General features: G+C 57.6%; 21 protein-coding genes. 12 read left to right on the top strand and 9 right to left on the bottom strand.

What is annotated here, in order from left to right; genetic code table 11:
- Positions 1-222 precede the first annotated feature (222 nt).
- Positions 223-1260, top strand: coding sequence for an alpha/beta hydrolase family protein (locus ACOYXH_RS10970; RefSeq protein ID WP_095048871.1), 1038 nt, complete (start codon positions 223-225; stop codon positions 1258-1260).
- Between the two features lie 123 nt (positions 1261-1383).
- Here the strand turns inward: ACOYXH_RS10970 and ACOYXH_RS10975 are convergent, their stop codons facing one another.
- A complete protein-coding gene (locus ACOYXH_RS10975; protein ID WP_460064502.1) occupies positions 1384-2571 on the bottom strand; it encodes an MFS transporter in 1188 nt (395 codons plus the stop codon).
- A gap of 258 nt (positions 2572-2829) precedes the next feature.
- On the bottom strand, positions 2830-4416 hold the full coding sequence (locus ACOYXH_RS10980) for an ABC-F family ATPase (protein ID WP_095048873.1): 1587 nt from the start codon (positions 4414-4416) through the stop codon (positions 2830-2832).
- 222 nt (positions 4417-4638) lie between these two features.
- Between ACOYXH_RS10980 and ACOYXH_RS10985 the strand changes: the two genes are divergently transcribed.
- From ACOYXH_RS10985 to lpxO, 3 genes are all read left to right on the top strand, one after another.
- Positions 4639-5181 carry a hypothetical protein gene (locus tag ACOYXH_RS10985; protein WP_095048874.1) on the top strand — a complete coding sequence of 181 codons (543 nt, stop codon included), beginning with the start codon at positions 4639-4641 and terminating at the stop codon, positions 5179-5181.
- A 34-nt stretch (positions 5182-5215) separates the two neighbouring features.
- The gene (locus ACOYXH_RS10990; protein WP_460410681.1) at positions 5216-6967 is read left to right on the top strand and encodes a hypothetical protein; all 1752 of its coding nucleotides are present in this window, start codon (positions 5216-5218) and stop codon (positions 6965-6967) included.
- A 325-nt stretch (positions 6968-7292) separates the two neighbouring features.
- Entirely contained in the window at positions 7293-8192 is a 900-nt protein-coding gene (lpxO, locus tag ACOYXH_RS10995; RefSeq protein ID WP_220556138.1) for a lipid A hydroxylase LpxO, read from the top strand.
- Positions 8193-8309: 117 nt separating this feature from the next.
- Here lpxO and ku read toward each other — a convergent pair whose 3' ends face one another.
- Positions 8310-9176, bottom strand: coding sequence for a non-homologous end joining protein Ku (gene ku, locus ACOYXH_RS11000; RefSeq protein WP_320414445.1), 867 nt, complete (start codon positions 9174-9176; stop codon positions 8310-8312).
- A 189-nt stretch (positions 9177-9365) separates the two neighbouring features.
- On the opposite strand from ku, the gene ACOYXH_RS11005 reads away from it, so the two are divergent.
- Complete coding sequence (locus tag ACOYXH_RS11005) at positions 9366-9686, top strand: hypothetical protein (RefSeq protein WP_220556139.1); 321 nt, start codon at positions 9366-9368, stop codon at positions 9684-9686.
- A 51-nt stretch (positions 9687-9737) separates the two neighbouring features.
- Positions 9738-10892 carry a PQQ-dependent sugar dehydrogenase gene (locus tag ACOYXH_RS11010; RefSeq protein WP_095126285.1) on the top strand — a complete coding sequence of 385 codons (1155 nt, stop codon included), beginning with the start codon at positions 9738-9740 and terminating at the stop codon, positions 10890-10892.
- A gap of 106 nt (positions 10893-10998) precedes the next feature.
- On the opposite strand, the gene ACOYXH_RS11015 is transcribed toward ACOYXH_RS11010, so the two are convergent.
- On the bottom strand, positions 10999-12099 hold the full coding sequence (locus ACOYXH_RS11015; RefSeq protein ID WP_460064507.1) for a peptidase C39 family protein: 1101 nt from the start codon (positions 12097-12099) through the stop codon (positions 10999-11001).
- A gap of 92 nt (positions 12100-12191) precedes the next feature.
- Between ACOYXH_RS11015 and ACOYXH_RS11020 the strand changes: the two genes are divergently transcribed.
- The 4 genes from ACOYXH_RS11020 to nudC all read left to right on the top strand — a co-directional run bounded on the left by ACOYXH_RS11020 (position 12192) and on the right by nudC (position 16542).
- Positions 12192-13766, top strand: a complete 1575-nt coding sequence (locus ACOYXH_RS11020) for a RimK family protein (protein WP_095048880.1) — start codon at positions 12192-12194, stop codon at positions 13764-13766.
- Between the two features lie 7 nt (positions 13767-13773).
- Positions 13774-14697: a magnesium transporter CorA family protein gene (locus ACOYXH_RS11025; protein ID WP_095048881.1), complete on the top strand. Its 924-nt coding sequence runs from the start codon at positions 13774-13776 to the stop codon at positions 14695-14697.
- A 195-nt stretch (positions 14698-14892) separates the two neighbouring features.
- Complete coding sequence (locus tag ACOYXH_RS11030; RefSeq protein ID WP_095048882.1) at positions 14893-15705, top strand: crotonase/enoyl-CoA hydratase family protein; 813 nt, start codon at positions 14893-14895, stop codon at positions 15703-15705.
- Between the two features lie 6 nt (positions 15706-15711).
- Complete coding sequence (gene nudC, locus ACOYXH_RS11035) at positions 15712-16542, top strand: NAD(+) diphosphatase (protein WP_220556142.1); 831 nt, start codon at positions 15712-15714, stop codon at positions 16540-16542.
- Here nudC and ACOYXH_RS11040 read toward each other — a convergent pair.
- Positions 16510-17289 carry a TSUP family transporter gene (locus tag ACOYXH_RS11040; protein ID WP_460064510.1) on the bottom strand — a complete coding sequence of 260 codons (780 nt, stop codon included), beginning with the start codon at positions 17287-17289 and terminating at the stop codon, positions 16510-16512. The genes nudC and ACOYXH_RS11040 overlap by 33 nt on opposite strands.
- Positions 17290-17648: 359 nt before the next feature.
- Here ACOYXH_RS11040 and sfnG point away from each other — a divergent pair, with 359 nt between their 5' ends.
- On the top strand, positions 17649-18731 hold the full coding sequence (gene sfnG, locus ACOYXH_RS11045) for a dimethylsulfone monooxygenase SfnG (protein ID WP_093432753.1): 1083 nt from the start codon (positions 17649-17651) through the stop codon (positions 18729-18731).
- A 110-nt stretch (positions 18732-18841) separates the two neighbouring features.
- On the opposite strand, the gene ACOYXH_RS11050 is transcribed toward sfnG, so the two are convergent.
- Entirely contained in the window at positions 18842-19321 is a 480-nt protein-coding gene (locus ACOYXH_RS11050) for a nuclear transport factor 2 family protein (RefSeq protein ID WP_095048885.1), read from the bottom strand.
- A 54-nt stretch (positions 19322-19375) separates the two neighbouring features.
- Complete coding sequence (locus ACOYXH_RS11055) at positions 19376-19939, bottom strand: TetR/AcrR family transcriptional regulator (RefSeq protein WP_007914737.1); 564 nt, start codon at positions 19937-19939, stop codon at positions 19376-19378.
- A 204-nt stretch (positions 19940-20143) separates the two neighbouring features.
- On the opposite strand from ACOYXH_RS11055, the gene pssA reads away from it, so the two are divergent.
- A complete protein-coding gene (gene pssA / locus ACOYXH_RS11060; protein WP_095048886.1) occupies positions 20144-21487 on the top strand; it encodes a CDP-diacylglycerol--serine O-phosphatidyltransferase in 1344 nt (447 codons plus the stop codon).
- Positions 21488-21618: 131 nt separating this feature from the next.
- Here the strand turns inward: pssA and efeO are convergent, their stop codons facing one another.
- Positions 21619-22443, bottom strand: a complete 825-nt coding sequence (efeO, locus tag ACOYXH_RS11065) for an iron uptake system protein EfeO (RefSeq protein ID WP_095126287.1) — start codon at positions 22441-22443, stop codon at positions 21619-21621.
- A gap of 27 nt (positions 22444-22470) precedes the next feature.
- Entirely contained in the window at positions 22471-23769 is a 1299-nt protein-coding gene (gene efeB / locus ACOYXH_RS11070) for an iron uptake transporter deferrochelatase/peroxidase subunit (RefSeq protein WP_220556143.1), read from the bottom strand.
- Positions 23770-23774: the final 5 nt, after the last annotated feature.

The following is a 23774-nucleotide window of genomic DNA, read 5'->3' on the forward strand; positions in this document are numbered from 1 at the left end:
ACAGCTGATGTTCAGGTAACACCCAAAAAACTCTGTATTCTGGTTCCGCAAGGGGCGAATACGGAGTTTTTTGTTTCTGACTGTTACATAATCTGGCCCGGGTTATGCAGTCACACAATCAGCGTCTGAGTGCATTGTCGTACCGGAACACCGAATCCCCGGGGTTTCAGGCCCGCAACGCAACGGAACTTTCGATTGAGTAACAACAGGGTGGGGCATCCCATGATGCGTCTTTGTGCAACGTTACTGATTTGCCTGCTCGGCAGCCTTAACACAGTGCATGCCGCGCCTGGGCGACACCCGGTCTGGAGCGTCGGTTATCACGAGATGACCTTCCTCGATCCGCTCGACCTGCAACCGATGCGCGCCATCGCCTTTTATCCCTCCAGCGATCGTGAACACCTGAGTCTGCTTGAGGGCTATTCGGTCGAAGCCGGCGAAGACACCAAAGTCGCCATCGGCCGCTTTCCGATGCTGATGCTGTCCCACGGCAACACCGGCACGCCGCTGGCGTTGCACGACCTGGCGACCTCGCTGGCGCGCAAAGGCTTTGTGGTGGTGGCGGTGATTCACCCCGGCGACAATTCCAAAGACCACAGCCGACTCGGCACCCTGAGCAACCTCTACGGGCGGCCGATCCAGATTTCCGAAGCCATCACCGCGACCTTGGGCGATCGCATGCTTGCGCCGTACGTCAACGCCGATCAAGTCGGGGTGATCGGTTATTCCGCAGGCGGCGAGACCGCGTTGATCCTGTCCGGGGCGCAACCGGATCTCGATCGCCTGCGTCGGTATTGCCAAGAGCGCCCGGACGATCGTGATGCCTGTAATACGCAAGGTGAGTTGATCGTTGATCGGGATGATCTGCAACCGGTGGCCGATCCGCGCGTTCATGCGCTGTTGCTGATGGCGCCGCTGAGCCTGAAGTTTGGCCGTCACACCCTGGCCGATGTGCATGTGCCGGTGCTGCTCTACAGCGGTGATGGTGACAAACTGGTGGCCTTCGACAAGAATGCGGCCGCGCTGGCGCGCAAACTGCCGACGGCACCGGATTTCAAATTACTCGCAGGGGCTGGGCACTTCGTATTTATGGCGCCGTGTAACGAAGAGCAGATTCGCGCGATGCCGGCGCTGTGCACCGATGCTGATGGTGTGGATCGCGAAGATATCCATCGCAACCTGATCTCGGAGGCCGGGCGATTCTTCTCGCACACCTTGGGTAAACCGACCCGGGCCGGCATGCAAACCGCGGATCAATAGTCAGGTGCAGAACCCTTGTGGGAGCGAGCCTGCTCGCGATAGCGTCATACCATTCAACATATTAGGTGACTGACACACCGCTATCGCGAGCAGGCTCACACCTACAGGGGATCGCGGCGAACTTCAGGACATCGCCCGGCGCTGCAGCAGTAGGGTCAGCCCCAATCCGATCACCGACAACAGCGCCGCACTGAAGAAAATCCACGAATACCCCAGATTCAAAGCCACCGCGCCCATCAACGGCCCGGCAATCGCCAGTGCCAGATCGAAGAACACTGCATAAGCCCCCAACCCGGAACCACGACTGGAGCTGGGCACCTGTTTGATCGCCTCGACACCCAGCGCCGGGTACACCAGCGACAGGCCAAACCCCGCGAGTCCTGCGCCGATCAGGGCAAACGCGGTGGACGGTGCCAACCACAACAGCACCAGCCCCACGGTTTCGATGCTCATGCAGGCAATGGCTGAGCTGAAACCGCCGAAACGACTGATCGCTGAAATAAACATCAGCCGTGACAGGATGAAGCACACGCCAAACACCGTCAGACAGTACGCCGCGCCGGACCAGCCACGGTTGAGGTAATACAGCGTGATGAAAGTGGTCAGGGTGCCGTAACCGATCGAGGCCAGGGTCAGACTGGCGCCATACGGGGCGATTCGCCCGAACACCGCCCAAAACGGCAGGCGTTCGCCACGGATCACCGGCACCGACGGTTTGTTGCGGATCAGCAGCAGTGCACCGGCCGCCAGTACGGCCAGCGCGATGCCGAGGCTGGTGAAACCGTAATCAGCGACCATCACCACGCCTAAGGGCGCACCAATGGCAATCGCCCCATAGGAGGCAATGCCGTTCCAGCCGATGGATTTTGCCGTGTGTTCAACGCCGACCTGGCCCATGCACCAACTGATCGTACCGACACCGATCAAGCCCTGCGCGATGCCGAGCAGCAAGCGGCCGATGATCAGAATGATCAGGCTTGTCAGCGGCCAAGTCTGCAGCAGGGTGGAGAGCAGCGTCAGCAAGCCACTGAGGACAATTCCCCACAAGCCATAAATGATCGCCCGTTTCGTGCCGACCGTGTCCGACATGCGCCCGGCCATTGGCCGGCTGAGCAGGGTGGCCAGGTATTGCGAGCCAATCACCAGCCCGGCGATGACCGCGCTGAAACCCAGCTGCTCATGCACATAACCGGGCAACACCGCGATCGGCAGGCCGATGCAGAGGAACGCAATAAAGGTGTAGAACACGATGGAAACGATCTGCAGGGTGATCGCCATGGAGCTTTGCGGTGGCAGTTGCTGCGCAGACATGAGGACTCGTTCGCGGGCGGCGGTGGGAGAGTTCGCATCATGGCTTGGGCTTGAGATAAAAGAAAGCAGGCTAACTATCTTTCCAGATTGATCGTTCCCACGCTCTGCGTGGTAACGCCGCCACGGACGCTCCGCGTCCCGCTCGTGTGACGCGGAGCGTCACGGGATGCATTCCCACGCAGAGTGTGGGAACGATCAGCGCGCTGAATGCAAAAAGCCCCGTCACATGGACAGGGCTTTTCAGTTTTCAGCTGCTTTTTAGAACACCACACCCTGACTACGCAGGTAGTCATCGTAAGTGCCGCTGAAGTCGGTCACGCCATTCGGGCTCAGCTCGATGATGCGCGTGGCCAGGGACGATACGAACTCACGGTCGTGGCTGACGAAGATCAGCGTGCCCGGGTAGTTTTCCAGCGCCAGGTTCAGCGCCTCGATCGATTCCATGTCCAAGTGGTTGGTTGGTTCGTCCATGATCAGCACGTTCGGCTTTTGCAGGATCAGCTTGCCGAACAGCATGCGACCTTGCTCACCACCGGAGATGACCTTGACCGACTTGAGGATTTCGTCGTTGGAGAACAGCATGCGCCCCAAAGTACCGCGAATCATCTGCTCGCCCTGAGTCCACTGACCCATCCAGTCGAACAGGGTGACGTCGTCTTCGAAATCGTGCGCGTGATCCTGAGCGTAGTAGCCCAGTTCTGCCGCGTCGGTCCACTTGATGCTGCCGGCGTCCGGGGTCAGTTCGTTGACCAGAGTGCGCAGCAGGGTGGTTTTGCCGATACCGTTCGGGCCGATGATCGCCACGCGCTCGCCGGCTTCAACCTGGAAGCTGAAGTCTTTGAACAGTGGTTTGCCGTCGAAGCCTTTGGCCATTTTTTCGACGATGACCGCCTGGCGGTGCAGCTTCTTGTTCTGATCGAAGCGAATGAACGGGCTCACGCGGCTCGAAGGCTTGACCTCGGCCAGCTGGATCTTGTCGATCGCCTTGGCGCGGGAAGTAGCCTGCTTGGCTTTCGAGGCGTTGGCCGAGAAGCGGCTGACGAACGATTGCAACTCGGAAATCTGCGCTTTCTTCTTGGCGTTGTCCGACAGCAGTTGTTCGCGGGACTGGGTCGCCACGGTCATGTACTCGTCGTAGTTGCCCGGGAACAGACGCAGCTCGCCGTAATCCAGGTCAGCCATGTGCGTGCACACGCTGTTCAGGAAGTGACGGTCGTGAGAGATGATGATCATCAGGCTGTTGCGCTGGGTCAGCACGTTTTCCAGCCAGCGAATGGTGTTGATGTCCAGGTGGTTGGTCGGTTCGTCGAGCAACAGCACTTCCGGATCGGAGAACAGCGCCTGCGCCAGCAATACACGCAGTTTCCAGCCTGGCGAGACTTCGCTCATCGGGCCGAAGTGCTGCTCGATGCCGATGCCCAGGCCCAGCAACAGTTCACCAGCGCGGGATTCGGCGGTGTAGCCGTCCATCTCGGCGAATTCGGTTTCCAGCTCGGCCACGGCCATGCCGTCTTCTTCCGACATTTCCGCCAGCGAGTAGATGCGGTCGCGCTCGGCCTTGACCTTCCACAGCTCTTCGTGACCCATGATCACGGTGTCGATCACGGTGAATTCTTCGTAGGCGAACTGGTCCTGGCGCAATTTACCCAGACGCACGTTCGGCTCGAGCATGACCTGACCGCCGGACGGGTCGAGGTCGCCGCCGAGGATTTTCATGAAGGTCGACTTGCCGCAACCGTTGGCGCCGATCAGGCCGTAGCGATTGCCAGCACCGAATTTGACCGAAACGTTTTCGAAGAGCGGCTTGGCGCCGAACTGCATCGTGATGTTAGCTGTGGAGATCAATTACCTTACCTATCAATGGGTTAGAGCTGGTGTTTTGTGTGTCTGATACCGCTTCGATACCAATCCGGAGCTTGTCCAGCTCCACCCAGTCTGAGCTTGAGTTAAGTCAACGCGCATACGTCGCCAGCAGCATTGACCGGTGTGGCCACGCTGCTGAACGACGAATACGGGGTCTGTGTTTGGACATTGCGCGCATTGTCGCATAAGTAGGACGGCAGTTGTATGACGGGCGATAACGAACGTCTAGCGCGAACAGGGCTTCTACGCAGCGCCGGTTTCGGTGGTCGCCTTCTGGCTATGGGCGAAAGTGCTGCTATTTTTACGGGGTTGTGGCACGGTGCCATGACTTGCGCGAGCTTCGGTAATGAAAGCAATCATTCGCTCGCCAGCGACTTCAAAACGCCCCGACCATCTGGACTTGAACCGATGCTCATGATTCGGCATGAACAGCTGCATGCATTTCAAACTGATTCGACGGTTAAGTTCGCCGAAAAAATTCTGCCTGAAATGAAAGCGGCTTACCCGGACGCGGTCGCTGGGGTCAGCGACGACGCATTCAGGCAGCGATTGATTACCTATATAGACAGGGCCCAATCCTATGGCCTGGAAGAATCGCGAGACATCGTGGCCTACATAAAGCTGACGCTTTGCATGGGCTGCGAATTCATGCAGCGGTCAGCGATAAGTCAGGTTTTGATGGATGTAAATATTCCGCCGCATCAACGGATGGGGATCCTGTTGAACTCGCTGATGTCGGTTCGTTAAAAATAGTTACTCGCGTCTATGGAGCAGCAATGCGATGGAATGCAAAAAATGTGTGAGTGTCGCCGACATTAAAAAGGCTCATGCCGAAGACCAGTCGGGCGAAAGTGTCGGAGTGAAAACGGTATGCCCCAAGGATAGCGCAAGCGCCAGTTCTTCCGTTGTCGAGTCATCGTTGTCTATGCCGGTCATGGTTTCTGTTCCTGTGGAACCCTACAAAACCATGGCAGAGTGCAAGACTGCTAAAAAATACATTGAGAGTCAGCGCGCCTATCAGAATTCGTTCATTGGCCATTGTTTTCGAAGTGTGATGACCGAACACTCGAGTGTGGGATTCGAGTTTGAGTTTACCGGACACTCAATATTTGCCCTGGATTCGCACGTTGCGCTGGGGAGTTCCGGGGCGTTATCGGCTTTGTTTGGTATTTGTTTCGAGCTGGAAAGCGATTCTGGGCAAATTATCGAAATAGGCATGCCGCCGTTTTTGATCCCTAGAATCGAAGGTAAACATAACAAGGAGGAAATCGCTGCGGTCTTCGCCTGTATGAAAGATGCGATGCTGAGCATTAAAAGGGTTGCAGTAAACGATAAGCACAGCCTTGATAAATTGCTTTGCCTTGTTGAGCAGGAAGGCATCGGAGATAAATGGTCAAAGAAAACCCAGCGCATTCTTGAGGTCTGCGAGCCCACTTCTGATAAGGCTAAAGGCGATAATGTCTATTCTCAAATGAATATTTCCATGAGCGCCATTGAAAGTGCGGATTTGATTACGGCGTCGAGAGAATGGTTTGCCGAAGAAAAAGACTGGAACGAATGTGAAAAATCGTTCATCGGTGATACTTACCGTACCCTGGAAAATTTGCACAACGGCAAGCAAGCGGCAGTCATTCACATCAACAAAGCCTTGGTGAATACACTGGCTATTCCTTCTCTAGTCTATCCACGACGCAACGGAAATCCGGTACCGGAGAACATGGATTACTCATCGATGGTCAAGGAAATGGCCAGTGTCTGGGTGAAGGATTCTCCAGCCAATATTTTGGCGACGTTGGCAGGGCCTGGCGATCGTGAAGAGTTGAAGCAGCATGCGGAGTTTGCATTTGAAACAGTTATCAAGCCGAAGCTCAACACGCTGATCGGTTATATGAGGGTTGATGAGGAGGGGGCTGTTGGCAGGCCATTCGCGTACGAGAAAGAACAGTGGGCAAAAATCAATACGGTTTTTCAAGGGGAACCGGAGTGGATCTGTGAGGACACTCGTAGCAAATTATTGGTTTTAGGTAAAACTGTAGCCATTTCTTTTGAGCCTGTCCTAACTAGACTCGATGAGTGGGGAAAGCTAATCAAAAATGATGATTACAGGGAGTTTGATGATCTTGTTAAAGAGGGCTTTTTGGCAGTTGAGGTGGGTGATGAAAGCGTCGATCGTGAGTCGACGCGTGCTTCTTTCTATGCTGACCGTTATAGGCAAATAAAAGAGGCGATTGACACGGCGTGTCAAAAAGCAGTTGCGGAAGCGAGCACTCAGACTGTCTACAACGATATTGAGAAAGAAGTCACTCATATGATCGGCCGCTTAGGGGGCGGTGCCGTTGATTTTGGCGCGCACTCGTTTGCCAACGAAACATTTGGCGAAGGATTTGGCGTGAGAAAAGATACCTTCGTCAAATATTTCAAATCTGAGTGTCCGAGTTGGGCTTCGGGGATGCCAGAGCTTGTATATAACGTCGTCGAGATTCGCAGCGATCTTGCTGTTAAAAAGTACCTGGGTATCGCAGTTGTCGTATAGCGCATCTGAAGCCTTTTACCGCTGATCTTCCGTAGCCCTCTAGAGGATGATGCAAAGGGGAGGCGTCTGAAAAAGCGGCGGGACTGCTGTTGTGAAAGCGCTGCCAAGGACGCCGGGACAGCATTTGGCGCAATCGCAGGACAGATTTTCACAGATGAAGGCTCACCCTCAGTTACAAACTGTGGCTAAAATGCCACCTTTCACCGAGCGTCCGGTTACGGCGCGGGCCAAGGACGTGCCATGTGTATTCAGACCACTGCATAAGACGCTGGGCCTAAGGCCGCCAGGCGCGCAGTTTGTTCACTTTTGACGTGTGACGATTTCCGTGAAACTCATCATTGCTGCTATTTATGTCATTTCCATTGCGTACGTTCACCTGCGTGGGCGTGTGCGACACAAACTCGGTCGACAACTGAGCGACCATTCGACGTTTCTCGCGCCGATCAACTGCTTCCTTTATCTGTTTTCGAAAAAACCGAACAAGCCGTACCTGGACCCTAGCGAGTTTCCTGACTTGAGCCCGTTGCAGGCGCACTGGGAAGAAATCCGTGAAGAGGGGCAGAACCTGCTGCGTGCCGGCGAGATCAAGCGCTCCAACCAGTACGACGACGTCGGGTTCAACTCGTTCTTCAAAAGCGGCTGGAAGCGTTTCTACCTGAAGTGGTACGGCGAGAGCCATCCGTCGGCCATGAAGCTGTGCCCGCGCACCACCGAACTGGTGCAGAGCATTGGTTCGATCAAGGCCGCGATGTTTGCCGAGTTGCCCCCGGGTTCGAAACTGGTGCGTCACCGTGACCCGTATGCCGGTTCCTATCGCTATCACCTGGGCCTGGACACGCCGAACGATGCCGGCTGCTACATCAACGTCGACGGTGAAAATTACCATTGGCGCGATGGTGAAGCGGTGATGTTCGACGAGACGTTTATTCATTACGCCGAAAACACCACCGACAAGAACCGTATCATCCTGTTCTGCGATATTGAACGGCCGCTGAAGTACCGCTGGGCCGCCGCCTTCAACGCCTGGTTCAGCCGCACGGTGATGTCGGCGGCGGGCGCACCGAATGATGCCAGTGACCGCACGGGCGGGATCAACCGCTTGTTTACCCGGATCTACAAGATTCGTCTGCGTGGCAAAGAGCTGAAAAAGCGCAATCGCAAGCGCTACTACATGGAAAAGTGGGCGATCTTCGGTGGTTTGCTGGCGATCTTCATTATGATCTGAATTCAAGGTAAACGCTGCTGACGCCATCGCGAGCAGGCTCACTCCTACATTTGAAATGCGTTCCCCTGTAGGAGTGAGCCTGCTCGCGATGACGGTCTCAAGGGCAACCAATCACTATCAGGAAGCCTTCTTGGTCTTCTTCGCCGGCGCAGATTTCGCCGTTTTCTCTGCTTTCGCTTTCGGCTTCGCCACCGCTTTCCCGCCCAGACTGCGTTTGAGCAGCTCGGTCAAGTCGATCACATCAGCGGTTTTACGCTCTTCCTCGCCGCCCACCGTCTCAACATCCTCGATCTTGCCTTCATGGGCCTTTTTCTCGACTAGCGCCATGATCTTGTCTTCGAACTCATCCTTGTAATCCTCGGGCTTCCAGTCTGCGCTCATGTCCTGCACCAGCCGTTTGGCCATGTCCAGCTCACCCTTGGCTAACTGCGGCTTGGTCACTTCGCTGCCTAGTTCCAGCTCTTCGAGACCACGTACCTCCTGCGGCCAGCGCAACTTCACCAACACCAGCGCCGATTCCAGCGGCATTAACGCTGCGAGGTATTGGCGCGTATGCAAGACAACGCGGGCGAGGGCGACCTTGTTGGTTTTGCTCAGGGTTTCACGCAGTAACGCGTAGACCTTGCCACCGCGTTTGTCCGGCGCCAGATAGTAGGGCGTGTCGATGTTTTGCAGGGGGATCTGATCGGCGTCGACAAACGAGAATATGTCGATGGTCTGCGTTGAAACAGGGTGTGCCGAGCGGATCTCTTCTTCGCTGAGCACCACATATCGGCCTTTTTCGTAGGCCACGCCTTTGACAATGTGTTCCTTGGTAACTTCTTTGCCGGTGACCTTGTTTACCCGTTTATAACCAACGGGATCCATGCTGCGGCTGTCGAGCCAATCGAAATCCACGCCCTGTGACGAGGTCGCCGAGACCAGTGCGACAGGGATGTGCACCAGTCCAAAACTGATTGCGCCTTTCCAGATTGCCCGAGCCATGGTGAGTTCTCCGAGTGATGATCGGATGACCTGCGGCCACGACTGAAAGTTTCCCCGGGATGCGCGGGTTACCAGCCACTTGGTCAAGCCGTGTTACATGTTGTTTAAGCCTGACGGGTTAACAAATCCGAACCCTCGGCGTAGCGTGGACTCGAAGGCTCTATCCCACGCCCATCGAGAGGCAGCGTCATGAACCGAATTCTGCTTGGCATCGTCGTCCTTGCCCTCAGTGGTGGGCTGGTTCATGCCGACGTGCTGTTGGCGCAAAGCCCCACTGGTAACAGCAATAACCCCTACAACAGCCCGATCCGCCGGGCCAATCCGAACAGCATGCAGGGCACTCAGCCCAGCGCTCCCCCCATTCGGGGGCCGAACACCGTACCAACGCCGCGCCAGCCTACGGTCGAGAACCGGGGCATTGGCAACGGCCAGCCGATCCGTTCGGTGCCGAGCACTCCCCCCACGTTCATTCCCAACCCACCTTCGCGCGGCGGAGACAGCAATCGTTGAGCGCCAGGACTGAAGTTCTGTCGGCCCTTCAAACGAAAAAAGGAATCGTGCATGTTGCGTAAAACCCTTCTAGCCACACTGTGTGCCGGTGCGCTGATCAGTGCTCCGGCCTTTGCCGCCGCGCCCAAAGAGCTGCAAAGCGAACAGGGCACCCTCGAAGTCACGACCATCACCGCAGGCCTTGAGCATCCATGGGCGCTGGCGTTTCTGCCGGATCGCCAAGGCATGCTGGTCACTGAGCGTCCGGGCAATCTGCGCGTGGTGGCGGCAGACGGCACGCTGTCAGCACCAATCTCCGGTGTACCGCAGGTCTGGGCCAAGGGGCAGGGCGGGTTGCTGGATGTCGCGCTGTCGCCGGACTTCAAACAGGATCGTCTGGTCTATCTGTCCTATGCCGAAGGCGGCGGAGCCGGCGACAAGGCTGGCACCGCCGTAGGGCGCGGGCGGCTTGCGGATGACCTGAAGACGTTGAAGGACTTCAAAGTGATCTTTCGCCAGGAGCCGAAGCTTTCGGTCGGCAATCACTTTGGCTCGCGGCTGGTGTTTGATCGCGACGGTTATCTGTTCATTACCTTGGGCGAGAACAACGACCGGCCGACTGCGCAGGATCTCGACAAGCTGCAAGGCAAGGTCGTGCGCATCTACCCCGACGGCAAGGTGCCGGACGACAACCCCTTTGTCGGCCAGTCCGGCGTTCGCCCGGAAATCTGGGCCTACGGCGTGCGCAATCCGCAGGGCGCGGCGCTCAATCCATGGACTGGCACGGTATGGGAGAACGAGCACGGCCCGCGCGGTGGCGACGAAGTGAACATCATCGAGCGCGGCAAGAACTATGGCTGGCCACTGGCGACCCACGGCATCAATTACTCGATGCAGCCGATTCCGGAAGCCCAGGGCAAAACAGCCGAAGGCACCGTCGCGCCGCATCATGTGTGGGAGAAATCGCCGGGCGTTACCGGCATGACGTTTTACGATGCCGATCGTTTTAAACCGTGGCAACACAATGCGTTTATCGGCGCACTGGTGACTCAGGAACTGATCCGCCTGCAGTTCGATGGCGACAAGGTCGTGCATGAGGAGCGTTTGCTCGGCGAACTCAAGCAGCGGATTCGTGATGTGCGGCAAGGGCCGGATGGTTATTTGTATGTGCTGACCGATGAAGAGAAGGGTTCGCTGTACAAAGTTGGCCTGAAGCCGACACCTTGACGGGTAGGCCCCTGTAGGAGCTGCCGCAGGCTGCGATTTTTTTGATCTTGATCTTCACAACAAAATCAAAAGATCGCAGCCTTCGGCAGCTCCTACATGTGGAGGCTTACGTTTCGCGAGAATACAACACCACCGCCGCACGCAATTTACCCCGGCCAAACCGGCACATTTTCTCGAACTCGCCATGACTCACCGGCACATGCTGGCAATCCATGGGTTGTCGATGCTGGCTATGATCGACATCCGGATCATGCAGGTAAACGAAATCTTCGTCACAATCGGTCACGACCACCCAGTGCGGCGATTTGGAGCGCGTCAGTCGATAGCTGCTGATCAACACCAGTGGCTGCCCTCCGGCATCCAGCAAACGCGGCAAATCCAGCGACGCACCGATCACACACTCGACATCGGTCTCCTGCAATTGCGCCGTGAACTCTTCGTGTACCAGGCGCATGACGTCTTTTTTATGCGCATCCCGCACACCGTCGAGAAACAATGGCCCGGCAAGGCTTAGTTGCAAACCTACCTTGTAGCCTCGACGCCACGCCGCCAATGCCAACCCCTGAGGGCTGCACCCGCCGTGGCCGGAGGTCATGAACACCGTGGTCGCTTCCCGCCAGATCTGCAACTCTTCGCGCCGCTCCAATAAACGTTCCGATTGCAGTGCACCCATGGCCATCAACAGGCACGCCGGGCCACAGGTGAAATCGGTGGTTTGCGGGAAGTAAGGCACCTTGATGCTGCGCGAGTCGCGGTGCTGGAGAATGCGTTTCTCCAAGCGCAGCGCGTCGGCGTGGTCTTCGTAGTAATCATGGATCAGCGCAAAGCGCCGGTAGCCATTGCGTTCATACAGGGCGATGGCCGCAGGGTTGTCGATGCGCACCTCCAGGCGCAAGTACGCACAATCGTGCTCCAGCGCCATCGCTTCGATGCGTTGCAGCAGTTGCTTGCTCAGACCGGTCCCTCGCGCTTCAACGGCCAGTGCAATCGAATACAGCCGGGCGAGCGAAGTGCCGCGATGAAACAACACCAACGCATAACCCAATAATTGACCGTCGCACTCCGCCACCAGCAACTGCCCGTGAGCACGGGTGATCATCCACTGAAAGCTGCGACTGGTGAGCCGGTCTGTGGTGAAACATTGCATTTCCAGTGCCAGCAGCGCCGGCAAGTCTTCAACTACCGCCAAACGAAAAACAGCCTTCATATGACCACCGTAAAAGTTGCGTAACGAAACGAGACTTTCAAAAAACTTCGTGCTTAATAGAAAAGGTCTTGTTCTCCAACGGATCAATCTCTATGTCAGCGGTACAGGGTCATTGGCGCGAAGTATCCGAGCAAAGTTTGCCGGCGGCAACTTATTTAAGTTCGGCGATTAAGGCATCCAGCCAAGTGTTGATTATTGTCGAGCGCAAGGAAGACTGGGCTTCATACTTCCCCAGTGAAGACATCCTAACGGCGCAGGAATACCTCGAGCACAGCTGTGACAGCGAGCCGGGCAAGCGTGTGCAGGTGATCAATCTGTGCCGCAGCTACAAGTATCTCGGTCATGGCTATTACTGCTCGCTGCTGGCCGAAGCGCGGGGGCACAAGGTGATTCCCTCTGTGCGCACCATCAGCGAACTGACGAAAAAATCACTGTATGGCCTGGCGCTGGATGATCTCGATAAAACGCTCGAGAAAGCCCTCAGTCATCATCTCTACAGTGATACCGAAGGGTTTACCCTGACCCTGTATTTCGGCCGGACACATATCGAACCCTTGCAGGATCTGGCGCGGCAATTGTTTGAAGTGTTTCCCTGCCCGATTCTGTTAGTTGAGTTCCGCCGAACTAACGGCTGGCACATTGAAGGCATAAAATCCGGTGCTCTGCACAAGTTGCGCGATGATCAGGAAGATCAGTTCGCCAACGCGCTGGACGGGTTCAGCCGTAAAGTCTGGCGGGTGCCGCGCTCGCCGCAAGTGGCACGCTACGACCTGGCGATATTGCACGATCCGCAGGAGGCGTTGCCGCCATCCAACGCCAAGGCACTGGCGAATTTCGTCCGGGTCGGCAAAGGCATGGGCATCGACGTCGAGTTGATTGAGCGCAAGGATTACGCGCGTCTGGCCGAGTACGACGGCTTGCTGATCCGCGAGACCACCAGCGTTGACAACCACACTTATCGCTTCGCCAAGAAGGCCGAAAGTGAAGGATTGGTGGTGATGGATGATCCGACGTCGATTCTGCGCTGCACCAACAAGGTCTACCTGACTGACTTGCTCAACAGCCATCAACTGGGCATGCCCGCCACCGAAATCCTCTACAAGGAGCGACCCGAAGACTTCGAGCGTGTGGGCGAGCGCCTCGGCTTTCCGCTGGTATTGAAAATCCCCGACGGCTGTTTTTCCCGTGGCGTGATCAAGGTCGAAAGCCAGCAGGCTTTGCTTGAGGCGACCGCCGAACTGTTCGAACACTCGGTGTTGCTGCTGGCGCAGGAGTTTTTCTACACCGAATACGACTGGCGCATTGGCGTGCTCAATCGCAAACCGATCTTCGCCTGCCAGTACTTTATGTCCAAGGGCCACTGGCAAATCTACAATCACAAAGCCAAGGGTCAGGACGTCAACGGCGAATGCCGGACCATGGCGATCCACGAGGCGCCGCGGGCGGTGGTGGAACTCGCGGTGAAGACCGCTAACCTCATCGGCGACGGCCTCTACGGCGTCGATCTGAAACAGGCCGGCGACAAGGTGGTGGTGATCGAAGTCAACGACAACCCCAACCTCGACGCCGGCATCGAAGACGCCTATTTGCACGACGATCTGTACGCACTGGTACTGGAGGAGTTCGTGCGCCGCCTGGAGCTGAAGCGTCGCGGTCAGGCGTGGTGAGGCGCCGATGATCAACAGCTTTGCACTGAGCCACGGCGCCCTGCAGCGGGTCGAGCGACTGGATGCCGAGGTGATGCTGTTCAGCAATCCCGATGCTGCCGAACGCGACTTGCTGCACAGTCATTTCAAGGTCGATGAGCATGCACTGGCGTCAGCGCTGGACCCGGACGAGGTGTCGCGCATCGAGTTCCATCCCGACCATTTGTTCCTGATCTGGAAACGCCCGGAAAACTATTCGGGTGGTGGCAGCCTGGCGTTTGAAGTGTCGTCCTGCGGATTGCTGTTTGCGCCCGGGCAACTGCTGGTGATCGCCACCGACGACACGCCGCTGCACGGCCTCGGCACCCGCCAACCGTTGAACACGCCGCTGGATGTATTGCTCGACTTGCTGTTCAACAACATCCATCACTACCTCGGGCACTTGAAGGTGATCAAACTGGTCGCCCGCGAACTGCAGCAGAAATTCAACGCCTCGATGCAAAACCAGCATCTGGTGCAGATGTTCAACCTCAGCGAAAGCCTGATCTATTACATCAACGCGTTGCACAGCAACGGCGCGGTCCTCACGCGCCTGCGCAACCATGCCGAGAAGCAGCATTTCGGCAGTGAAGCGCTTGGCCTGATCGACGACCTGATCATCGAGAACAACCAGTGCTACAAGCAGGCGGAAATCTACTCGACGGTGTTTTCCGGGCTGATCGATGCGCGTGGCAACCTGATGAACAACAGCATGAACAACCTGCTGCGCAAGCTGACGTTGATCAACGTGGTGTTTCTGCCGTTGAACCTGATTGCGAGTATTGGCGGCATGTCGGAATTCAGCATGATGACGGCAGGGACGCCGTGGTGGATTTCCTATCCGGCATTTCTGGCGGTGATGCTGCTGGGCGCGGGCGGGATGTTGTTTGGGCTACGGCGTTTGGCCAAATAATCGGCGTGTGCAAACAACCTATGTAGGAGCTGCCGAAGGCTGCGATCTTTTGATTTTGTTTTTAAGGGCCGGGATCGCAGCCTTCGGCAGCTCCTACAGAGAACGCGCTCTGCAGTCCCGCATTTGGCCGAACCGCCACTGTGATGCCTTGTTATAGTTCGGGCCTCATTTTCTGCCCGGTAAAGGATCACTGCCATGACTCAATACTCCGCTTTCAGCGTCGAACTGGCCGACAACATCGCCCATGTGCAGATCAATCGCCCGGAAAAGATCAACGCGATGAACGCGGCGTTCTGGAGCGAGATCGTCGAGATCTTCCAGTGGATCGACGACACCGACGAAGTGCGCGTGGTGGTCCTCAGTGGCAACGGTAAACACTTTTCCTCCGGCATTGATCTGATGATGCTCGCCGGCGTCGCCAATGAACTGGGCAAGGACGTCGGCCGCAACGCGCGCCTGCTGCGCCGCAAGATCCTCACCCTGCAAGCCTCGTTCAACGCCGTCGACAACTGCCGCAAACCGGTGCTTGCCGCTATTCAGGGGTATTGCCTCGGTGGTGCGATTGACCTGATCGCGGCCTGCGACATGCGTTACGCCGCTGAAGACGCCCAATTCTCGATCAAGGAAATCGATATCGGCATGGCCGCCGATGTTGGCACTTTGCAACGGTTGCCACGGATCATCGGTGACGGCATGCTGCGTGAACTGGCTTACACCGGTCGCACGTTCGGCGCTGACGAGGCGCGCAGCATTGGCCTGGTCAATCGCGTCTACAGCGACAAAGACGCGCTGCTCGAAGGCGTGCTGGACATCGCTCGCGAGATCGCTTCGAAATCGCCGATCGCGGTTACCGGTACCAAGGAAATGATCAGCTACATGCGCGACCATCGTATCGACGACGGTCTCGAATACGTTGCCACCTGGAACGCCGCCATGTTGCAATCCACCGACTTACGCGTGGCCATGGCCGCCCATATGAGCAAACAGAAACCCGAATTTCTGGACTGAGAAACCATGACATCTCGCTGGACCACTGCAGTACTGGACACCGATCAACCCGGCGGCTGGGCCGTGGCGCGCAGCCCGGAAGGCTTTTTGTTCGACGACAACGGCGCGCTGTTCCCACGTGAATGGCTCAAGCGTCAGGACTTGTCGATCCTCGCCGAGCACGGCATTGGCCATCTCGACGGTGAGCCGGTGTACTTGCTGGAACTGCACAACGCCAGCGAAGTGCCGGGTTGTAACTGGAAAGGCCTGCGGGCGTTCATGCTCGATGGCGAGCACACGATCTACAAAGTCCTCGGTTACGCCGCACAGATCGGTACGTGGGCGCGCGAGCATCGTTTCTGCGGCAATTGCGGGCAGGCAATGACCCAGGTCCCGCGCGAGCGGGCGATGTATTGCCAGCCGTGCGATCTGCGCAGTTATCCGCGGATTTCGCCGAGCATGATCGTGCTGATCACCCGTGGCGACGAGATTCTGTTGGCGCGCTCACCGCGTTTCGTCACCGGGGTCTATAGCACGCTGGCCGGATTCGCTGAACCTGGCGAGTCGGCTGAGGATTGCCTGATTCGGGAAGTGCGCGAAGAAGTGCAGATCGAGGTGCAGAACATTCAGTACATGGGCAGCCAGTGCTGGCCGTTCCCGCATTCGATGATGCTCGGCTTCCATGCCGAGTACGCCGGTGGCGAGATTGTCTGTCAGGAAGACGAGATCGAAGACGCTCAGTGGTTCAACGTGCACGACCTGCCGCCGTTGCCGGCGTCAAAGTCGATTGCCCGTTACCTGATCGACGTCTACGTGGCGCGACGCTTAGGCCACGCTGAACCAGTGCTGCCAGGCTAGGCGCACGGTCAAACCCAGCACCACGGTGATGAACACCGGGCGAATGAACTTGGCGCCGCCGCTGATCGCGGTGCGCGCGCCAAAGAACGCGCCGACCATCACCGACAGGCCCATGCTCAGGCCGATGACCCAGTCCACCTGCCCGGAAAACACGAACACCGACAGCGCCGCAATGTTGCTGACGAAGTTCATGCTGCGCGCCACGCCGCTGGCTTTGACCAGATCGATCGGGTAGAGCAGCAGGCTGCTGACTGTCCAGAACGCGCCCGTGCCGGGGCCGGCCACGCCGTCATAGAAACCGAGGCTGAAGCCTTGGCTCGATTGCCATTTCTTTTTGATCGGCGCGTCGCTGTCCAGCGGCGCTTTCGGTGTGCCGCCGAATAGCAGATACAAGCCACAGGCGAAGACGATCACCGGGAGCATTTTGTTCAGCCATTCTGCTGGCAGGTAATGGGCGACGACGGCGCCGGTCAATGCACCGACCAACGTGCCGACGATGGCGTGGATCCACTGTCGCGGGTGGAACAATTTGCGTTTGTAGAAGGTGAAACTGGCGGTGGCCGAACCGAACGTCGAGCTGAGTTTGTTCGTGCCGAGCACCAGATGCGGCGGCAGGCCAGCGGTCAGCAGGGCAGGCGTGGTCAACAGACCGCCACCGCCGGCGATGGCATCGATGAAACCGGCAATGAAAGCGACAAAGGCCAGAATGGCGAGGGTGGTGAGGTCAACGCTGAGTTCGAAAGGCATGGAATCGGCTTATTCGGCAGGGCGCAGAACGTGAGCTGCGGGGAGGGCGGTCATGTTACTCATTTCCAAGTGTTGCGGCGACCCATCTGACGCCATCGCTGGCAAGCCAGCTCCCACAGGTTTTTGCGTTGTACCCAAGATCATTGTTCACCCTGATCCTTGTGGGAGCTGGCTTGCCAGCGATGAGGACAGTCGAGCCAACAAGTAAACCAACTGTTGCCCACACAACAACCTGCCAACAAATCCCCCTCTACAAAACATCAATCTCACGCCGAACATCAATAAAGCCGGGCATTCCAGCCCTGGCACGCTTGCTGCTCTACCACTCCCATCTCCGCAAATGTCCCGAGGACACGCCAATGAGTCAGCAAGCCGTAAAATTTGCCTACTGGGTGCCGAACGTCAGCGGTGGGCTGGTGGTCAGCAAGATCGAACAGCGCACCGATTGGGGCATCGACTACAACCGTAAACTGGCGCAACTCGCCGAGGCCGCCGGGTTCGAATACGCGTTGACGCAGATCCGCTTCACCGCCGGGTATGGTGCGGAGTTCCAGCATGAATCCGTGGCGTTCAGCCACGCATTGCTCGCGGCCACCAGCAAACTCAAAGTGATCGCCGCGATCCTGCCCGGCCCATGGCAACCCGCGTTGGCGGCCAAGCAACTGGCAACCATCGACCAACTCACCAACGGCCGCATCGCGGTGAATATCGTCAGTGGCTGGTTCAAGGGTGAATTCCAGGCCATCGGCGAGCATTGGCTGGAGCACGACGAGCGTTATCGTCGCTCCGAAGAGTTCATTCGCTCACTGCGAGGCGTGTGGAGCCAGGACAACTTCACCTTTCGCGGCGATTTCTACCGCTTCGATAATTACAGCCTGAAACCGAAACCATTGGGTCGTCCGGAAATTTTCCAGGGCGGCAGTTCCCGTGCCGCGCGGGACATGGCCGCACGGGTTTCGGACTGGTATTTCACCAACGGCAACAGCGTTGAGGGGATCAAGGCGCAGGTCGACGATATTCGTGCCAAGGCAGCGGCGAACAATCATTCGGTGAAGATCGGCGTGAATGCCTTTGTCATCGCCCGTGAGACTGAAGAAGAGGCGCGGGCGGTACTTGCGCAGATCATCGATCAGGCCGATCCGGAAGCGGTAAACGCTTTTGGCGATGCGGCGAAACAGGCAGGCCGTGCATCGCCGGAAGGTGAAGGCAACTGGGCGAAATCAACGTTTGAGGATCTGGTGCAGTACAACGATGGTTTCAAGACCAATCTGATTGGTACGCCGTTGCAGATTGCCGAGCGGATTGTCGCGCTGAAAGCGGTGGGTGTGGATCTGGTGCTGGCGGGGTTTCTGCATTTTCAGGAAGAGGTCGAATATTTCGGGCGGCGGGTGTTGCCGCTGGTGCGCGAACTGGAGGCCGAGAAGACCGCGGCCGTCGCCTGAACACCACAAATCCCCTGTAGGAGCTGCCGAAGGCTGCGATCTTTTGATTTTGTTTTTTAGGATCAAGATCAAAAGATCGCAGCCTTCGGCAGCTCCTACAGGGTCGATTGTTACAGACCGAGGTCAGACAGGCTTGGGTGATCATCCGGGCGACGGCCCAGCGGCCAGTGGAACTTGCGTTCGCTTTCCTTGATCGGCATGTCGTTGATGCATGCATAGCGCTGGAACATCAGGCCATGCTCATCGAATTCCCAGTTTTCATTGCCGTAGGAACGGAACCAGTTACCCGAATCATCGTGCCATTCATAGGCGTAACGCACGGCGATACGGGTATCCGAGTAAGCCCAGAGTTCCTTGATCAAACGGTAATCCAGTTCCTTCGCCCATTTACGGGTCAGGAAGGCCTTGGCTTCTTCGCGGCTGTTGGCGAATTCGGCGCGGTTGCGCCATTTGGTGTCGAGGGTGTAAGCCAGCGATACCCGTTCCGGGTCGCGGGAGTTCCAGCCATCCTCGGCCAGGCGAACTTTCTCGATGGCTGATTCACGGTTGAAGGGCGGCAATGGCGGACGTACCTGGGCTGCAGTAGACATATCAGTCTCCCGATCTAATTAATAATTGAACAACAAGTCCGGCTTATTAAGGCGTTACAGGTCCAATAACTTTCGCGCCATGCATTGCGCATTATCGGCGGCACTGTGATCACCCATCACAAGCGCTACGGTAATGGCACCATCAATCAGGATCAGCAGCTGTTTGGCCAGCAGTTGCGGATCCTCGGCGCCATGTTCGGTACACAGCTCGCACACGTAGTCGAGCAGCTTCTGTTTGTGTTCTTTCGCCACCAGCCGCACCGGGTCCTGCGGGTCACCGGTCTCGCCGCTGGTGTTGATGAACGCGCAGCCGCGAAAGCCTTCGGAGGCAAACCAGCTCTTGAGCACGGTAAACAGGTTGAGCAGGCGATCGGCCGGGGTTTCGGCCTGATCGACAGCGCTTCTGTACCAGTGCATCCAGCGCACGTCGCGGCGTTGCAGGGCGGCGACGGTCAGTGCGTCCTTGTCGGCAAAGTAGCGGTAAATGCTTTTTCTGGAGACGCCTGCGGTTTTCACCAGAAGATCCATGCTGGTGGCAGCGATGCCACTTTTGTAGATCAACTTTTCGGTGACATCCAGAATGATGTCGCGTGTGTCGTTGCTAGTGATTTCGTTCATGTGGCGAACAGTAGAACGATTGTTCTCCTTTGGCAATGGTTTTTTAAAATCAAAAGATCGCAGCCTTCGGCAGCTCCTACATTGGCCCGTGTAGGAGCTGCCGAAGGCTGCGATCTTTTGATCTCTTTACGGGCACTAACAAGACCCGAAGGATGCGATGGTGTAAGCTCTCGGGTTCTTCGGATTCGACCCATTGCGAGCCCTATGCCGTTGCTTTTCAAACGTTCCTTGCTGCCCAAATTGCGCAGCTTTCCGCTGACCGCCGAGGCCGTGACCATTCTGTCCGGCGCCGCCGAGTTTCGTCGTTGCCTGCTGGAGAAAATCGCCACGGCGACCCAGCGCATCTACATCGTTGCGCTGTATCTGCAGCAAGACGAAGCCGGTCAGGAAATCCTCGATGCCTTGCACGCCGCCAAGCTCAAGCGCCCCGAGCTGGAGATCGCCGTGGTCGTCGATTGGTTGCGTGCCCAGCGCGGGCTGATCGGCGCTGGCAAGCAGCCGGGTAACTCGGCGTGGTATCAGGAAATGACCCGCACGCACCAGAGCGAAGTGCCGGTGTACGGCGTGCCGGTGCAGACCCGCGAGTTGTTCGGTGTGCTGCATTTGAAAGGCTTCGTGATCGACGACTGCGTGGTCTACAGCGGCGCGAGCCTGAACAACGTTTACCTGCACAAATTCGACAAGTACCGCTTCGACCGTTACCACGTGCTGCAAAGCCACGAACTGGCTGATTCGATGCATCACCTGGTCAAGCACGGCCTGATCGAATCCAAAGCCGTGCATCGTCTCGATCTGCCGAACCTGCCGACCACGCGCAGCCTGCGCAACGACATCGGCGATCTGCGCAGCCGTCTCAAGTACGCGACGTACGACACCGCCAATGGCAGCGTCGCCAGAGACGGCCTGTCGGTCAGCCCGTTGCTCGGCGTCGGCAAGAACAACCCGTTGAACCGGGCGATTCTCGAACTGATCGCCAGCGCGCAAAAACAGCTGACCATCTGCACGCCGTACTTCAACCTGCCGCTGGGTGTGATTCGCGAGATCAACCGAGCGCTGGCCCGTGGCGTGAAGATCGATATCGTGGTCGGCGACAAGACGGCCAACGACTTTTATATTCCGCCGAGCGAGCCGTTCAAGGTGATCGCGGCGTTGCCGTATCTGTACGAAATCAGCCTGCGCCGCTTCGCCAAACGGCATCAGCGCAACATCGACAGCGGGCAGTTGAACCTGCACCTGTGGCGTGACGGCGACAACACCTATCACCTCAAGGGCATGTGGATTGATCAGCGTTATACGTTGCTGACCGGCAACAACCTCAATCCACGGGCGTTCCGCCTGGATCTGGAAAACGCCTTGTTGATCGATGACCCGAAAGGGGAATGGCTGGAGCCGCGGGCGAAAGAGCTTGAAGAGATTTTCCGCCATACCACGCGGATTGACAGCTTTCAGAGCCTGGAGACGCTGCCGGAATACCCGGCCGGGGTGGCCAAGTTTCTCAAGCGCGTGAGTCGGGTGCGGATTGAGCGGTTGCTTTACCGGATTTTGTAGGCTGCTGAAAATGCCATCGCTGGCAACCCAGCTCCCACAGGTTCTATGGTGTACACAATATTTGTGAATGACCGAGAACACTGTGGGAGCTGGCTTGCCAGCGATGGGGCCCGCTTAGACGCTACAAAAAATCAATTCAGACCCAACTTGCCACGCAACGTGGACAGGTCTTCCGCCAGCGTATTCACCGGCCCAACCAACGCTTTACGGTCGTTGTCCTTCACCTTGTCATACGTCTCGAAACCACCATCCTTAGTCTTGTACTTGGCCAGAATCTTGTCGACCGTGGCAAAGTTCTTGTCCACCTTCGCAGCAAAAGCCTTGTCCTGCTGCTCGATCTGCGGACGGAACAGATCAACGATTTTCTTCGCGCCGTCGATGTTGCCCTGGAAGTCATACAGGTCGGTGTGGCTGTAGCGATCCTCTTCGCCGGAGATCTTGGTCGCGGCGACTTCTTCCAGCAGCGCGGCGGCGCCGCCGACGACTTTTTCCGGCGGGAAAGTCAGGCCGGCGACGCGGGTTTGCAGATCTTTTACGTCGCTGTTGAGCTTGTCCGCCAACTCGTTAAGGCCCTGGGTACTTTTTTCCGAGAACAGCGAGTACTCGATGCGGTGGAAGCCGGTGAAGTCGTCAGCCTTCACGCCTTTCTCGTGGTCGTCGACGCGGGAGTCGATGGACGCATCGAGGTCACTGAACAGCTCGGCAATCGGCTCGATCGACTCGTAGTAAACGCGGGTCGGTGCGTAGAGCTTTTGCGCGGTGGCCAAATCGCCTTTCTTCACGGCATCGGTGAATTGTTGGGTGTGGCTGCCCAGCTCATCCAGTTGCTCGGTGACGTAAATCTTGTAGTCCGAAACCGGCCCCACCAGATCCAGCGGTGCAGTGGCGGCGAATGCCGACAGCGGGGTGTTGAGCAAACCAAGGGTCAGCAATAACGCGAGTGGCGTCTTTTTCATCGGGGCGGCTCCAGTATCGAGATTATTTTATGCGGCTGTTTTCGGTTGTGTGGCGTTGAGCAGCGAGCGACCGATAAAGTCCTTGTCGCCCGTGACACCCGGCAGGGTGAAGAAATAGCCGCCGCCGACCGGTTTGAGGTATTCCTCCAGCGGCTCGCCGTTGAGGCGGGTCTGCACGGTGATAAAGCCTTTTTCCAGGTCGGCCTGGTAGCAGATGAACAGCAGGCCCATGTCGAGCTGGCCGTTCTTGTTCACGCCATTCGAATAGTTGAACGGCCGGCGCAGGATCAGGTTGGCTTGGCTCGCGGCGGTGCGCGGGTTGGCCAGGCGAATGTGCGCGTCGAGCTTGGTCAGCTTGCCGGCCGGGTCTTTGCTGTAGTCCGGGACTTCAGTCTCATGCTGCGCACCCATCGGCGCGCCGGTAGTTTTGACCCGGCCGATGATGCTTTCCTGTTCCTGCAATGGCGTACGGTCCCAGCGCTCGACAAAGTTGCGGATGATCCGCACCGCTTGATAGCTGCCGTGAGCAGCCCAGGCCGGTTCGTCACTGCCCGGTTGCACCCAGACCAGGCGATCCATGGCTTTAGCGTCGTTGGAATCGGGGTTGGCCGAGCCATCGCGGAACCCCAGGAAGTTACGCGCCGATTGCGCCGGCACACCGGCTTTTGCCGGGGCTTGCGGCGGCACGCTGCCTTCCTGTTTCCAGCGCACCAGCAGCAGGTCGGGAAGGTTTTTGACGATATCGCGCAGGGCGTGAATGTTGGTGTCGGCGGTGTTCGAGCAGAACTGCAGGCTCAGGTCGCCGTGGCAGCAATCGGCGTCCAGCGCATCGTTGGGAAACCCGACCATGCGCATCAGACGCTTGGGCTTGGCGTCGGCCAGACCGAAGCGCTCGTCGAACAGCGACTCGCCGACCGAAACGGTGATGGTCAGGTTGTCCGGGGTTACATTCGGGCCAAGGATGCCGGAGTCCGGCGGCGGCAGTTTCGGATCGATCTGCGCCACCGGGCCGCCCTTCATCAGGAACGCGATGCGCTCGTTGAGGGTGCGGAACAGCCGCTCCAGATCTTCACGATCACTGGCCAACACGTCGAACGATACGAGCATGCCCGACGCCGGGCGCGGGGTGACGATGCCGGTCTGGTGGATGCCGTGGAAATCGTGACGGTCTTCGGTCTTGTCACTGCTCGGTGCTTCGGTGACTTGTGCCGGCGCGGCGGCCATGGCCGGACAGCTCAGGGTCGAGCCGGCGAGGGCGACACCGGCGGCGCCCATGCCCATCAGGACACGGCGACGTTGCAGGTTGAGTGGTTCGCTATCTTTCATCGTCA

Source organism: Pseudomonas sp. Mb7 (assembly GCF_054790525.1).